General features: G+C 69.7%; 14 protein-coding genes. 2 read left to right on the top strand and 12 right to left on the bottom strand.

The window, feature by feature from the left end; all coding sequences use genetic code 11:
* Positions 1-452: 452 nt before the first annotated feature.
* A complete protein-coding gene (locus D474_RS0126810; RefSeq protein WP_017616558.1) occupies positions 453-1,169 on the bottom strand; it encodes a hypothetical protein in 717 nt (238 codons plus the stop codon).
* 104 nt (positions 1,170-1,273) lie between these two features.
* Here D474_RS0126810 and D474_RS0126815 point away from each other — a divergent pair, with 104 nt between their 5' ends.
* Complete coding sequence (locus tag D474_RS0126815) at positions 1,274-1,531, top strand: hypothetical protein (protein WP_017616559.1); 258 nt, start codon at positions 1,274-1,276, stop codon at positions 1,529-1,531.
* Between the two features lie 303 nt (positions 1,532-1,834).
* Here the strand turns inward: D474_RS0126815 and D474_RS0126825 are convergent, their stop codons facing one another.
* The 10 genes from D474_RS0126825 to uvrC all read right to left on the bottom strand — a co-directional run bounded on the left by D474_RS0126825 (position 1,835) and on the right by uvrC (position 11,715).
* Positions 1,835-2,206, bottom strand: coding sequence for an RNA polymerase-binding protein RbpA (locus D474_RS0126825; protein ID WP_083932025.1), 372 nt, complete (start codon positions 2,204-2,206; stop codon positions 1,835-1,837).
* A gap of 121 nt (positions 2,207-2,327) precedes the next feature.
* Positions 2,328-2,567 carry a preprotein translocase subunit SecG gene (gene secG, locus D474_RS0126830; protein WP_017616562.1) on the bottom strand — a complete coding sequence of 80 codons (240 nt, stop codon included), beginning with the start codon at positions 2,565-2,567 and terminating at the stop codon, positions 2,328-2,330.
* Positions 2,568-2,841: 274 nt separating this feature from the next.
* Entirely contained in the window at positions 2,842-3,621 is a 780-nt protein-coding gene (gene tpiA / locus D474_RS0126835; protein WP_017616563.1) for a triose-phosphate isomerase, read from the bottom strand.
* 112 nt (positions 3,622-3,733) lie between these two features.
* A complete protein-coding gene (locus D474_RS0126840) occupies positions 3,734-4,918 on the bottom strand; it encodes a phosphoglycerate kinase (protein WP_017616564.1) in 1,185 nt (394 codons plus the stop codon).
* A gap of 176 nt (positions 4,919-5,094) precedes the next feature.
* Positions 5,095-6,099: a type I glyceraldehyde-3-phosphate dehydrogenase gene (gene gap / locus D474_RS0126845; protein WP_017616565.1), complete on the bottom strand. Its 1,005-nt coding sequence runs from the start codon at positions 6,097-6,099 to the stop codon at positions 5,095-5,097.
* 342 nt (positions 6,100-6,441) lie between these two features.
* A complete protein-coding gene (gene whiA, locus D474_RS0126850; protein WP_026118835.1) occupies positions 6,442-7,422 on the bottom strand; it encodes a DNA-binding protein WhiA in 981 nt (326 codons plus the stop codon).
* Between the two features lie 202 nt (positions 7,423-7,624).
* Complete coding sequence (locus D474_RS32900) at positions 7,625-7,783, bottom strand: DUF488 family protein, N3 subclade (RefSeq protein ID WP_394296547.1); 159 nt, start codon at positions 7,781-7,783, stop codon at positions 7,625-7,627.
* A 33-nt stretch (positions 7,784-7,816) separates the two neighbouring features.
* Positions 7,817-8,791: a gluconeogenesis factor YvcK family protein gene (locus tag D474_RS0126860; protein WP_017616568.1), complete on the bottom strand. Its 975-nt coding sequence runs from the start codon at positions 8,789-8,791 to the stop codon at positions 7,817-7,819.
* A 45-nt stretch (positions 8,792-8,836) separates the two neighbouring features.
* Positions 8,837-9,721: an RNase adapter RapZ gene (rapZ, locus tag D474_RS0126865; RefSeq protein WP_017616569.1), complete on the bottom strand. Its 885-nt coding sequence runs from the start codon at positions 9,719-9,721 to the stop codon at positions 8,837-8,839.
* On the bottom strand, positions 9,718-11,715 hold the full coding sequence (gene uvrC, locus D474_RS0126870; protein WP_017616570.1) for an excinuclease ABC subunit UvrC: 1,998 nt from the start codon (positions 11,713-11,715) through the stop codon (positions 9,718-9,720). The genes rapZ and uvrC overlap by 4 nt, the downstream gene beginning before the upstream one ends.
* Positions 11,716-11,944: 229 nt before the next feature.
* Here uvrC and D474_RS0126875 point away from each other — a divergent pair, with 229 nt between their 5' ends.
* On the top strand, positions 11,945-13,102 hold the full coding sequence (locus tag D474_RS0126875; RefSeq protein WP_017616571.1) for a mechanosensitive ion channel family protein: 1,158 nt from the start codon (positions 11,945-11,947) through the stop codon (positions 13,100-13,102).
* Between the two features lie 77 nt (positions 13,103-13,179).
* Here D474_RS0126875 and D474_RS0126880 read toward each other — a convergent pair whose 3' ends face one another.
* Positions 13,180-13,569, bottom strand: coding sequence for a Rieske (2Fe-2S) protein (locus D474_RS0126880; protein ID WP_026118836.1), 390 nt, complete (start codon positions 13,567-13,569; stop codon positions 13,180-13,182).
* Positions 13,570-13,681 lie beyond the last annotated feature (112 nt).

The following is a 13,681-nucleotide window of genomic DNA, read 5'->3' on the forward strand; positions in this document are numbered from 1 at the left end:
CCCCCCGTTCTCTTGGGCTGCCAGGGGGCCTCGGGGGTGAACAGGGGTTCGTCGGTGCGGGTCGGGTCAGCCCGGCCAACAGGGCCGGAACGCACACCCCGAGGCGCCAGGGACCGACCCACCACCACACCCGCACCGTCCCGACAAGAGAACGCGTCCGGCGGTGGCGCCGACGCGGGTTGCGAAGCGGCCCGGCCGGGCTACGATCCCGACCCCCGACGAACCACCACCCCCGAGGCAACACCACAGAAGCCGGCCCTTCGGAATACTTCCTCGATATACTTCCTCGATGCGGCGCGCCTCTCGCCCTCCCCGAATCAAGAGCCTCCATCACCCCCGCAGAACAGCCCACAGAAGCACAAACCAACCCCGCCACCAGCCACCAGCCACCAACGACACCACCGCCGAAGTACCCGTCGGAGCGACGGAAGGTGTTCCCCGAACACCCACACCTAGCGGGCCAGGGGATCGCGTTCGACGAAGTCCGGCAAGGGCGCGGTGCGCTGGACCATCCGCAGGATCTTCTCGCCGTGGTCCCGGGGCACCTGCACGTAGAACCGGGTGGCCGTGTCGGGATCGGCCGGGTCGAGCCCCAGCCGCTCGGCCCTCTCGGCCCAGCTCGGCAGTTCCGCGTCGGAGCGGTGGGTGTTCAGCACGACCTCGATGAATGTGTGGCGGCGGGACCCGGCGGTCACCTCGCGGATGCGGCGGATCTCGGGCCAGGCGATGAAGGTGCCCTCGCCGTGGAACCACCACTTGCGTTCCTGCAGCACCGTGATCCCGTCGCTGTCGGCGCTGATGCCCTGCCGGGTGATGCGCTGGGGCAGGCCTCTCAACACCACCACGTTGCTGCCGGGCCCGATGAAGGCCATGACGACGGCGGCCGATCCCCACAGCGACATGGATCCGGCCGTGGCCCGGCCGGCGAGCACCTCCCAGGCCAGGGAACCGAGCACGACCAGGAACCCGACGGTCAGCAGGGCCGAGAAGTAGGCCACCGCGATCCACATGCGGGTGTTGGGCCCGCGCAGACTCACGTACCGCCGCAGGTGGGACACGCTGCCGGGGCGGGCGGTCAGGTCCGAGGGCACGCCCCGGGGCGCGGCGTCCGCGCCCTCGGGAGCGCCCGTGGGGTCAGGGGGAACGTCCGTGGGATCGGGGGAAGCCATGCCCCCATTCTTCCAAGTCCCACACGTGTTCGGTGCCGTGGGAGCGGACGGAATTCCCAGAAAGCACGGTCCGTCCACATTGCACGACGTTAGGCTTGCCGTCCATGAGACCGAAGACGCACGAGTACGACACGGAACTTCGCATCGACGGGGAGCTCGTCGTCCTGGACGGTGTCTCCTACCGGGGCCGCACCGTGCTGCGGGAGGGTCCCGATCAGTTCGCCCCCTTGGAGCGCTGGGCCAAGGGCGTGGCCGAGACCGTGGGCGAGCCCGTCACGTGGCGGGCCTCGGACCGGGGTGAACTGACCGCGCGGGGCACGGTACGTCCCGGGGAGGGCTCTCAGAACCGCCGGGCGCTCTGAGCCCCGCACTTGGCGCACTGGAACTTCCGGTCGTCGCCGAGGACCCAGTCGTGGTCTCCGCCGGTCGGGCACGAGGACATCGACACCATCTCCTCCAGGGTGGGGGCATCGGGGATGTGCGGCTCACCTTATTTCTCACCAGCCACACCAGTCCCAGGAATGAGAATTCCTCTGGGCCCTTCATGTTCTACGGCACGTGCCCCGACCCCTCCGGGCCGGCCCCGCACACGCATCGGGGCCCGCCCGGAAACCGGACGGACCCCGATGCGGAAGTCTCCTGATGCGCGCGGGGCGCGGGAATGCTCAGTTCTTGGAGGCCTCCATGTAGGCCTCGACCGCAGCGCGGTCGGCGCGCAGCTTTTCCAGCGCCTCGTCGAGGATGAGCTTGCCCTCCTCCTCGCTGCGCCGCTCCTTCACGTACGCCAGGTGGGTCTTGTACGGCTCGGTGCGCGGGGGTGCCGGGGGGTTGGCTCGATCCTTGCCGGCGGGGAAACCACAGCGGGGGCAGTCCCACTCCTCGGGGACCGCAGCCTCACTGGCGAAGCTCGGCACAACCTTGTGCATGTTGGCGCAGTAGAACGGGACGCGGATACGCGGTGCGGACTCGCCCCGCTCCGCCTCGCCCATGGGGCCGGCTCCGACCCGGCTGCCACGGATGGCACTGCCACTACCCATACCCACGAAAAACTCCTTCGGCGGACCCGCCGGCGTCCCCGGCGGACATGACGGTGAACGGGGGCGCCTGCCGCCCGGCCGTGGGGTCGGCGGCGGTGCTCCGGTCCGGGGAGACCGGGAACTACATGGCGCCCCGGTTCAGCAACAGGCCCAGCACCACGATGGCGAGGATCCAGACGATCGCGACCGCGACCGTCATGCGGTCGAGGTTGCGCTCGACCACGGACGAACCGCCCAGCGAGGACGTGACGCCGCCGCCGAACATGTCGGACAGACCGCCGCCCTTGCCCTTGTGCATGAGCACCAGGAAGATCAGCAGCACGCTGAGAAGCATCACGAAGATGGACAGACCGAGGATCACACGCTCACCCGTAGCTCGACCCCACAGTGGGGGGAAAGATGGACACCACGACCCCCGCATGCCACTCGCCGGCCCGGCGGCGAGCGGGAGGCTGAGGAGGCCGGGGACGTTTTCGGATTTTACCGTGCCCATGGTGACACGGGAGGGACCACCGTGAGGTACGGAAGGACCCCACAGCGAAGTGTAGCCCGGACGCGCGGTGCTCGCGTCCCTCAGGCCGCACCGCAGCTCACGGCGGGGCCTGAGGGATCACCGCGTCGGGCCGCCCGACCTCCTACTCGGAGTCGCCGAAACGGATGATCTTGACGAAGTCGTCCGCCTTGAGGCTGGCGCCGCCGACCAGGGCGCCGTCGACGTCGTCCTGACCCATGATGTCGCCGGCGTTGTCGCCCTTGACCGAGCCTCCGTAGAGCAGGCGCACGGCGCCGGCGACCTCGGGCGAGTAGAGCTCGGCCAGGCGGGTGCGGATCGCCGAGCAGACCTCCTGGGCGTCCTCGGGGGTGGCCACTTCGCCGGTGCCGATGGCCCAGACGGGCTCGTAGGCGACCACGAGCTTCTCGGCATGCTCGGTGGTGATGTCCTTCAGGGAGCCGTCGATCTGGCCGATGACGTGCTCGACCTGGTTGCCGGACTTGCGTACGTCCAGGCCCTCGCCCACGCACACGATCGGCACGACGCCGTTGGCGAAGGCGGCCCTGGCCTTGGCGTTGACCACGGAGTCGTCCTCGGCGTGGTACTCACGGCGCTCGGAGTGGCCCACGAGCACGTAGGAGCAGTCGAGCTTGGCGAGCATCGAGCCGGAGACCTCGCCGGTGTAGGCACCCTTCTCGTGGGCGGAGACGTCCTGGGCCCCGTAGCCGACACGGAGCTTGTCTCCGTCCACGAGCGTCTGGACGCTGCGCAGGTCGGTGAAGGGCGGCAGGACGACGACCTCGGCACTGTCGTAGTCCTTGTCTTCCAGGGCGAACGCCAACTTCTGGACGAGCGCGATGGCCTCCAGGTGGTTGTTGTTCATCTTCCAGTTGCCGGCGATGAGCGGCAGGCGGTTGGACATGGTCGGTATCCCTCTTGTTCACGGTGGTCTGGCAGGAGTGGGCGAAACCCCAGGGCCTCTCGGTGGACGCCTTCCGTCGCGCAGCAGGCGGCGGGTCTTCGCCGAACAGGCCCTAGGAGAGGGCGTCGATGCCGGGCAGGTCCTTGCCCTCGAGGTACTCCAGGCTCGCGCCGCCGCCGGTGGAGATGTGGCCGAACGCGGCCTCGTCGAAGCCCAGGGCGCGTACTGCCGCGGCGGAGTCGCCGCCGCCCACGACGGTGAACGCGTCGGAGTCGATGAGGGCCTGGGCCAGGGCGCGGGTGCCGCCGGCGTAGGGCTCCATCTCGAAGACGCCCATGGGGCCGTTCCAGAAGACCGTGCGGGTGTCGGCGAGCTTCTCCGCGAACAGCGCGCGGCTCTTGGGGCCGATGTCCAGCCCCATGCGGTCGGCGGGGATCGCGTCGACGTCGACGGCGCCGTGCTGGGCGTCGGCGGCGAACTTCTCGGCGGCGACCACGTCGACGGGCAGGACGATCTCCACGCCTTCGCGCTCGGCTTGGGCGAGGTAGCCCTTGACGGCCTCGATCTGGTCGGTCTCCAGGAGGCTGGAGCCGACCTCGTAGCCCTTGGCCTTGAGGAAGGTGAAGACCATGCCGCCCCCGATGATCAGCCGGTCGGCGGTACCCAGCAGGTTGTCGATGACGGCGAGCTTGTCGGAGACCTTCGAGCCTCCGAGCACGACCGCGTAGGGGCGCTGAGGGTCGCTCGTGAGCTTCTTGAGGACCTGGACCTCGGTCAGGACCAGGCCGCCGACGGCGTGCGGGAGGCGGGCCGGCAGGTCGTAGACGCTGGCGTGCTTGCGGTGTACCGCGCCGAAGGCGTCGCCCACGTACAGGTCGGCGAGCTGGGCGAAGCGGTCGGCGAGCTCGCCGCGCTCGGCGTCGTCCTTGCTGGTCTCGCCGGGCTCGAAGCGCACGTTCTCCAGGAGCGCGACGGAGCCGTCGGTGAGGGCCTCACTGGTGGTGCGGGCGGACTCCCCGGCCGTGTCGGTTGCGAAGGCCACCTCGGCGCCGAGCAGCTCACCCAGGCGCGAGGCGACGGGGCGCAGGGAGTAGCGGGGCTCGGGCGCACCCTTGGGACGGCCCAGGTGGGCGGCGACGATGACACGCGCGCCGCGCTCGCTGAGTGCGCGGATGGTCGGCACGGCGGCACGGATACGACCGTCGTCGGTGATCCGGTCGCCGTCCAGGGGCACGTTGAGGTCGGCCCGGACGAACACGCGCTTGCCGGAGACGTCGAGGTCGTCGATCGTCCGCATGCTGGTTCTCCTCGGTGGTCGGCCCGGCCGCGGCCGGGCTCCTTCTGTGGGGTGAGTAGGGGCTGGCCCCTGTGTGGACGCGCCGTGCCCGGGGCGCGCCCACGGCGGCACCCCCTCGCGCGGGGCGAGGGGGTGCCGTCCGGGTTCCGGGCGCCCGAGGGCGTCGGCCGGGCTCTTCAGCGGGTGCCGACCAGCTTGGCCAGGTCGACCAGGCGGCTGGAGTAACCCCACTCGTTGTCGTACCAGCCGACGATCTTGACCTGGTTGCCCGAGGCCATGGTCAGCTTGGAGTCGAAGGTGCAGGAGGGCGAGGTGCCGACGATGTCGGAGGAGACGATCTCGTCCTCGGTGTAGACCAGGACGTCCTTGAGGTCGCCCTCGGTGGCGGCGGCCTTGAAGGCGGAGTTGACCTCGTCGGCGGTGACGTCGCGGTCCAGCTCGACGACCAGGTCGGTGACGGAGCCGTCCGGGACGGGAACGCGCATGGCGATGCCGTCGAGCTTGCCCTCGAGCTCGGGGATGACCAGGGCGGTGGCCTTCGCGGCACCGGTGGTGGTCGGGATGATGTTCTCCGCGGCTGCGCGGGCGCGGCGCAGGTCCTTGTGCGGGAAGTCCAGGGTGACCTGGTCGTTGGTGTAGGCGTGGACCGTGGTCATGAGGCCGCGGGTGATGCCGAAGGCGTCGTTGAGGACCTTGGCCATCGGCGCCACGCAGTTGGTGGTGCAGGAGGCGTTGGAGACGATGTCGTGGTCGGCCGGGTCGTACTGGTCGTCGTTGACGCCCAGGACCACGGTGATGTCCTCGCCCTTGGCAGGCGCGGAGATGACGACCTTCTTGGCGCCGGCCTCGATGTGCTTCCTGGCGTCCTCGGCCTTGGTGAAGATGCCGGTGGACTCGATGACCACGTCGACGCCCAGGTCTCCCCACGGGAGCTTGGCGGGGTCGCGCTCGGCGAGGACCTTCACGGTCTTGTCGCCGATGCGGATCTGACCCTCACCGACCTCGAGCTCGCCCTCGAGTTTGCCGAGCACGGTGTCGTACTTGAGCAGGTGCGCGAGCGTCTTGGTGTCGGTGAGGTCGTTGACCGCGACGATTTCGATGTCGCTGCCGCCGGCCGCGACCGCGCGCCAGAAGTTGCGGCCGATCCGTCCGAAGCCGTTGACGCCTACACGGATAGTCACGGAACTGTTCTCCTCAAATGTCGCACATCACTGTCGACCCGCGCGTTCGGGCGCCGCCCGGCAGCGGACCCCGGCACGGGGAACCCGACCATGTTGAGCAGCGTGAACGCTTATCAGGTGTTCACAGAGAGCCTAGCGGAGCACCGGCGGGGAACCGTTCTCGGTCCGCTCCCGCCGACCGGTCTCGCTCTCGTGGATCCGCGACCATCCTGGCACTGCAAAGCAAAGAGGTCTAGACCATTAAACGAAGTTATCAGCGTATTTCCGCAGTTAACAAAGGTGCACACCGCAGCCCGGGGCGTGACCGGTGCGAGTCACACATATGCACACCGCGGGTCGGCGTCAGGGCACGAGCATGTCCGGAGTGAGGTTCGCCTCTGTACCCTCGATGCCCAGGTCCCCCGCACGCTTGTCGGCCATCGCCAACAACCTGCGGATGCGTCCTGCTATGGCGTCCTTGGTCAGCGGCGGGACCGACAGCTGGCCCAGCTCCTCGAGCGAGGCCTGCTTGTGCGCCAGGCGCAGCTTCCCGGCGGCCACCAAGTGTTCTGGAGCCTCCTCGCCCAGGATCTCCAGTGCCCGTTCCACACGCGCGCCCGCGGCCACCGCGGCACGAGCGCTGCGGCGCAGGTTGGCGTCGTCGAAGTTGGCCAGGCGGTTGGCGGTCGCGCGCACCTCGCGGCGCATGCGGCGCTCCTCCCAGGCCAGGACGCTCTGGTGGGCTCCCAGCAGCGTGAGCAGCGCACCAATGGAATCACCGTCGCGCACCACCACACGGTCCACACCGCGCACCTCACGGGCCTTGGCGTGCACCTTCAGCCGACGCGCGGCCCCCACCAGTGCCAGGGCGGCCTCGGGACCGGGGCAGGTCACCTCCAGCGACATCGAACGGCCCGGTTCTGTGAGCGAACCGTGTGCGATGAAGGCGCCCCTCCACGCCGACTCGGCGTCGCAGGCGCCCCCGGCGACCACGTGGCGGGGCAGCCCCCGCACGGGGCGGCCGTTGTTGTCGACCAGGCCGGTCTGGCGGGCCAGGGACTCGCCGTCCTTGATCACCCGGACCACGTACCGATTGCCCTTGCGCAGCCCGCTCGGGGAGAGCACGACCACCTCGGACTCGTGGCCGAAGACCTCCGAGATATCCTTGCGCAGTCGCCGCGCGGCCGCGCCGGTGTCCAGCTCGGCCTCGATGACGATACGCCCGCCCACCAGGTGCAGGCCCCCCGTGAACCGGAGAATGGTGGACACCTCGGCTTTACGGCAGCATGGCTTCAGAATGGCCAGACGGCTCAATTCATCCTTCACCACGCCGGTCATCGCCATCGCCGCGATCCTCCCCTTGAACTGGACCGACCCGGCGCCCCACACACGACACCGGGCTCCGGCCGCCCGTGACGTCCTCACGGCCGACCGTCTCCGTGGCACACTACGCGACGAGGTGCCGATGGCCGACCCCTGGACGGCGTGTTGCCCATCCCCGACCCCCGCTTGACCTGCAGCGTGTCGGGCTTCGTGCCGGTGTGCCTCAATTGCCCCCGGAGCCCTCGGCCAGGCGTTCCTCGAGGTGTTCGCGCAACACCACGGCCTGGTTGTGTTCGGCGTCCTCGGCCGAGTACGGCGGGGTGACCGGGCCCCTGCGGGCCGCCTCCAGGATCGGGGCGAGCACCTCCGGGTGCGTCCGCAGCTCGGGGCCCGCACGTTGGTCACCTCGAACCCTTCACCTGGCCAGGATCCGTTCGAACGCGGCGGCCAGGAGCTCGGTGTCATGGCGCGGAGTGCCGTCGTCACGGCTGAGCCGGTCGAGTTCGAGGCTCCCGCCGAGCGCGCGCACCATCTGGTCGAGGGGCAGGGGTTCCTCGACGGTGCCGTGGTCGGCCAGCACGACGTCCACACCCAGTTTCGGGGCGTGCTCGCGCAGCACCTCGAGATAGGTCTCGGGACGGAAGTGGTCGGTCTCACCCCGCTGGGGCGACAGATTGAGGGTGACCAGGCGCCGCGCGCGGGTGGTAACGAGCGCCTCGGCGAGTTCGGGGACCAGCAGATGCGGCAGCACACTGGTGAACCACGAACCGGGGCCGAAGACCACCCAGTCGGCCTCGCGAACCGCCTTGAGCGCCTGCTTGCTGGCCGGCGGGGCCTCGGGGACCAGGGAGATGGTCCGCACCGAACCGCCGGTACTCGCGCAAGCGACCTGGCCGCGCACGGTGCGCAGTTCCCCGGGGCGCTCGGGGTCGGCGCCCTGGACCTCGGCGACGATCTCCAGCGGCACCGAGGACATCGGCAGGACCCGCCCGTGCGCACCCAGCAGCTGACCGACCCAGTCCAGGCCTGCCACGGAGTCCCCGAGCAGCTCCCACAGGGCCACGATGAGCAGGTTTCCGACCGCGTGCCCGTGCAGGTCGCCCTCACTGCGGAACCGGTGCTGGAGCACTTGGCTCCAGGTGTGGCCCCATTCGTCGTCGCCGCACAGCGCCGCCAGGGCCATACGCAGGTCGCCGGGCGGGAGCACACCGAGTTCCTGGCGCAGCCGACCGCTGGAACCCCCGTCGTCGGCGACCGTGACGATGGCCGTGACGTCGGTGGTGACCCTGCGGAGAGCGGACAGGGAGGCGTGGAGCCCGTGCCCTCCTCCGAGTGCGACCACCCGTGGCGGGCGCTCGTCGTCGCCGTCCACGGCTGTGTTGCTGGACATCGTCGAGGCCTGCCCCCTCGTCCCGTGCTGCTGTTCACGGGGATCCTACTCCCGGCCCACGTCCCTGTGGACCACGTTCACCTCGACCCCCTGGCCGCGCAGCCGGTCGGCCAACTGCTCCGCCATGGCCACGCTGCGGTGCTTACCGCCCGTACACCCCACGGCCAACGTCATGTAGTGCTTCCCCTCCCTCTGGTAACCGGCTGTGGTGAGCTTGAGGACCTCGGTGTAGGCCTCCAGCATCTCCTTGGCACCGTCCTGGGACAGCACGTAGTCGCGCACCGGTTCGTCGCGCCCGTTCATGGGTCTGAGCTCGGGGATCCAGTGGGGGTTGGGGAGGAAGCGGCAGTCCAGCACCAGGTCGGCGTCGACGGGAAGACCGTGCTTGAACCCGAAGGAGACCACGTTGGCTCGGGGACGGGACTCGTCGCTCTCACCGAAGAACCCGATCACCCGGGCCTTGAGCTGGTGCACGTTGAGCTGGGAGGTGTCGATGACCAGGTCGGCCTCGCCGCGCACCGCGCTCAGGGTCTCGCGTTCGCGGGCGATGCCCTCGGTCAGCCGACCGTCCCCCTGCAGGGGGTGGGGACGCCGCACGCCCTCGAAGCGCCGCACGAGCGCCTCGTCACCGGCCTCCAGGTACAGGACCCGGGCGACGATGTCACGCTTGCGCAGCTCCTCCACGGTGGACAACAGGTCCTCGGTGAAGGCGAGCGAGCGCACGTCGACGACCACGGCCACCCGCGGGACCGCCCCCTGGGTGCGCCCGGCCAGCTCGATCATGGTGGGCAGCAGTCCGGGGGGAAGGTTGTCCACCACGAACCAGTCCAGGTCCTCCAGGGCGCGTGCCGCGGTGCTGCGCCCGGCCCCGGACATACCGGTGACGACCACCACCTCCGGCGGTAGTTCCCCACCCAGTTCGACCGTCATGCGTCTCCTCCCCCGTCGTTGCTCTCGTCCGTCTTCGCCTTGCCGCCGCCGGTCAGGTGGTCGTGCACGGTCTCGGCCATCTTCGGGCCGATCCCCGGCACCTTCGCGATCTCCTCGGGTGTGGCCTCGGACAGTCTGCGGACCGAACCGAACTCCTTGATCAGGGCCGCCCGGCGCGAGGGGCCCAGACCGGCGAGCTCGTCCAGGCTGCTGCCGGTGAGCGCCTTGGCGCGCTTCTGCCTGTGGTAGCGGATCGCGGAGCGGTGCGCCTCGTCACGGACCCGCTGCAGCATGTACAGCCCCTCCCCGGTGCGCGGCAGGATCACCGGGTCCTCGTCGTCGGGCAGCCAGACCTCCTCCAGGCGTTTGGCCAGCCCGCACACCGCGATGTCCTCGATGCCGAGCTCGTCCAGGGCGCGCCGGGCGGCCTCGGCCTGGGGGCGGGCCCCGTCGACCACCACGAGGTTGGGCGGGTAGGCGAACTTGCCCGGCGCCGGCTCGTCCTCGCCCTGGTGTCCCCCGTGGTCGCCGGTCTCACCCATGCGGGCGACCTCACCACTGCGGGCGCTCTCCTCGAGGTAGCGCTTGAACCGGCGGGTGATGACCTCGTGCATGGCGGCCACGTCGTTCTGTCCGCCGCCGCGCACCTGGAAGCGCCGGTACTCGGACTTGCGGGCCAGGCCGTCCTCGAAGACCACCATGGAGGCGACCACGTGGTCGCCCTGGAGGTTGGAGATGTCGTAGCACTCGATGCGCAGGGGCGCCTCGGGCAGGTCCAGGGCCTCCTGGATCTCGTTGAGGGCGCGGCCGCGGGTGCTCAGGTCGCCGGCGCGGTGGGTCTTGTGCCGGGCCAGGGCCTCGCGGGCGTTCTTCTGCACGGTCTCCATGAGCGACTTCTTGTCGCCGCGCTGGGGGACGCGCAGGTCGACGTTGGAACCGCGGCGCTGCGAGAGCCAGGCGCCGAGGGCGCTGCGGTCGGAGGGTTCGTGCGAGACCAGGACCTCGCGCGGCGCCACTGTTCCGGGTTCTTCCTCGGCGGGGTCGTCGGCACTGCCCTCACCGTCGCCGTAGAGCTGGCCCAGGAGGGTCTCCATGAGCTCGCCGGTTCCGGCATCGGTGACCCGGTCGACGACATAACCCCTCTGGCCGCGGATGCGTCCGCCGCGCACGTAGAAGATCTGCACGGCCGCCTCGAGCTGGTCCTCGGCCATGGCGATGACATCGCAGTCGGTGGAGTCGGGCAGGACGACCGCCTGCTTCTCGAGGGCGGCGCGCAGGGCGGCGATGTCGTCGCGCAGGCGGGCGGCGCGTTCGTACTCCATCTCCTGGGCCGCCTCGCCCATCTGTTTCTCGAGATCGCGGATGAAACGGCCGGTGTCGCCGGCGAGGAAGGAACAGAAGTCGTCGACGAGGCGGCGGTGCTCCTCGGGACTGGTGCGTCCCACGCAGGGGGCGACGCACTTGCCGATGTAACCGAGCAGGCAGGGGCGGCCGCTGCTGCGGGCGCCCCGGAAGACCCCCGCCGAGCAGGTGCGCACCGGGAAGACGCGCAGCAGCAGGTCGACGGTCTCGCGAATGGCCCAGGCGTGGGAGTAGGGGCCGAAGTAACGCACGCCCTTGCGCTTGGCGCCGCGCATGACCTGCACGCGCGGGACCTCCTCGCCGAGCGTGACCGCGAGGTAGGGGTAGCTCTTGTCGTCGCGGTACTTGACGTTGAAGCGCGGGTCGTACTGCTTGATCCAGGAGTACTCGAGCTGGAGCGCCTCGACCTCGGTGCCGACCACGGTCCAGTCGACGTCGGCGGCGGTGGAGACCATCTGCTGCGTGCGCGGGTGCAGCCCGGCGAAGTCGCGGAAGTAGGAGGACAGCCGCGAGCGCAGGTTCTTGGCCTTGCCCACGTAGATCACGTGGTTCGACGCGTCCTTGAACCGGTAGACGCCCGGCGAGGTCGGGATGCTTCCGGGGGCGGGACGCAGGTGAGGAGTCGCAGCCATGCCCCCATTCTGGTCGGTCCCCACGACATACGGCCACCGGTGCCGCAGACGTCACAGTGACGTGACCGCGTCCCGGACCGCCGTAGGGGCACGGGATGCAGCCCGTTCACCAACGAGCGATCGCACAAACGTCACGATTGAGTATCTGGATGCTCTACTTTGGTCGGGTACACAGGAACAGCCCGACATGAACTACTTAAGGGGGCCATTCGACGTGGAAAACGTAGGAATGGGGGACTGGATCACACTCGGCGTGAGCATAGCGGTCGCCGTCCTCCTGGTTGCGGCCGCGCACTGGGTACTCAAGTACAAGCTCGCCAAGGTGTGGAACCTCGCCGACTTCATCGTCGCCCGCACCAGGGTCACCGCCTACACCGCCGCGGCCGTGGTCGGCGCCAACCTGGGCATGCCGAGCACCGACCTCATCGACCGCTCGATCTACCAGACCATCGACCACGTGATGGTCATCCTGATGATCGCGACGCTGACCGCGTTCTTCGTCACCCTGGCCTACGCCTTCACCGACTCGATCCTGGCGCGCCTGGACCTGAGCAGCCGTGACGCCGACCGTCGCGCGCGGCGGCTGCAGACACAGGTCCGGCTGCTGCGCCGGGTCATCACCTCCGTCATCGTGACCCTGGCGGTCGCAGCGATCCTCTTCACCTTCGAAGAGGTCCAGGCGCTCGGGGCCGGGCTCCTGGCCTCGGCCGGTGTACTGGGCATCGTCGCCGGTGTGGCCGCCCAGTCCACACTCGGCAACCTGTTCGCCGGGCTCCAGCTCGCCTTCAGTGACGCCCTGCGCATCGGCGACGTCGTCGTGGTCGAGGGCGAGTGGGGCCGGGTCGAGGAGCTCAGCCTGGTCAACGTCACCATCAAGATCTGGGACGAGCGCCGCCTCGTGGTTCCGGTCGCCAACTTCACCACCACCAGCTTCGAGAACTGGACCAAGCAGGGCACCAACATCACCGCCAAGGTGCAGTTCCCGCTCGACTGGGAGGTGCCGATCGCGCAGATGCGCGAGGAGGCCGGCCGCATCATCACCGCCAGCGACAACTGGGACGGGCGCAGCTGGTCCTGCCAGATCGTGGACATCGCCGAGACCGGCGAGATCCAGGTGCGTGTGGTGGCGACCGCGTCCCACACCGACACCCAGTGGTTCATCGCCTGTGAGATCCGCGAGCAGATGATCTCCTGGCTCGCCGAGAACTACCCCAAGTCCCTGCCGCGCAAGCGCACCGAGTTCGTCGCCGATTCCTCCGAGGAGTCCGGTTACGCCTCCCAGTTCCCCACCTCGGCGTTCCGCCGTGTCGGGGCCGGGGCCGGCGCCGGCGCCGTGGCACACGAGCGGAACGGCTCCCCCGAGGGCGGCGACCCCGGAGAGGCCTGACCCCCCGCGTTCCCCGCACACGTGACGGGGCACCCGGAACTCTCGGTTCCGGGCGCCCCGTTTCGTTCGTCCACGTCCTAGTCGAGCACGATGTCGTTGCCCTCGACGGTCACGGTGAACGCCTCCAGGGGGTCCTCGGCCGGGCCCTGGACGGGTTCACCGGAGGTGTAGTCGAACTTGCTGCCGTGGCACAGGCAGTGGATGAGCTCGTCATGGACCTCCTGGACCGTGCAGCCGCCGTGGGTGCAGGCCGCGCTGAAGGCCTTGAACTCGCCCTCCTCGGGCTGGGTCACCACGAGCTTGCTGTGGCTGAAGACCGCTCCCCCGCCCTCGGGCACGTCGTCGGTGCTGCCGACCACGTGACCGCGGCGCACCTCCTGCGGAGCGGGCGGTTCACCCCCGCACGCGCTCACCGCGCCCACGGCCGCGACCGTTCCCGCTGCGCCGAACAGGCCCCGCCTGCCCATCGCGCACCCGCACGCCTTCTCACCGGCCACGTCAGAACGCTCCTCACCTGCTCCGAAATCTACGACTACTCAATGTAGTACGTTCACTGACAGCCGTGCTACGCGGGTGATG

Source organism: Nocardiopsis salina YIM 90010, from assembly GCF_000341025.1.
Taxonomy (GTDB): domain Bacteria; phylum Actinomycetota; class Actinomycetes; order Streptosporangiales; family Streptosporangiaceae; genus Nocardiopsis; species Nocardiopsis salina.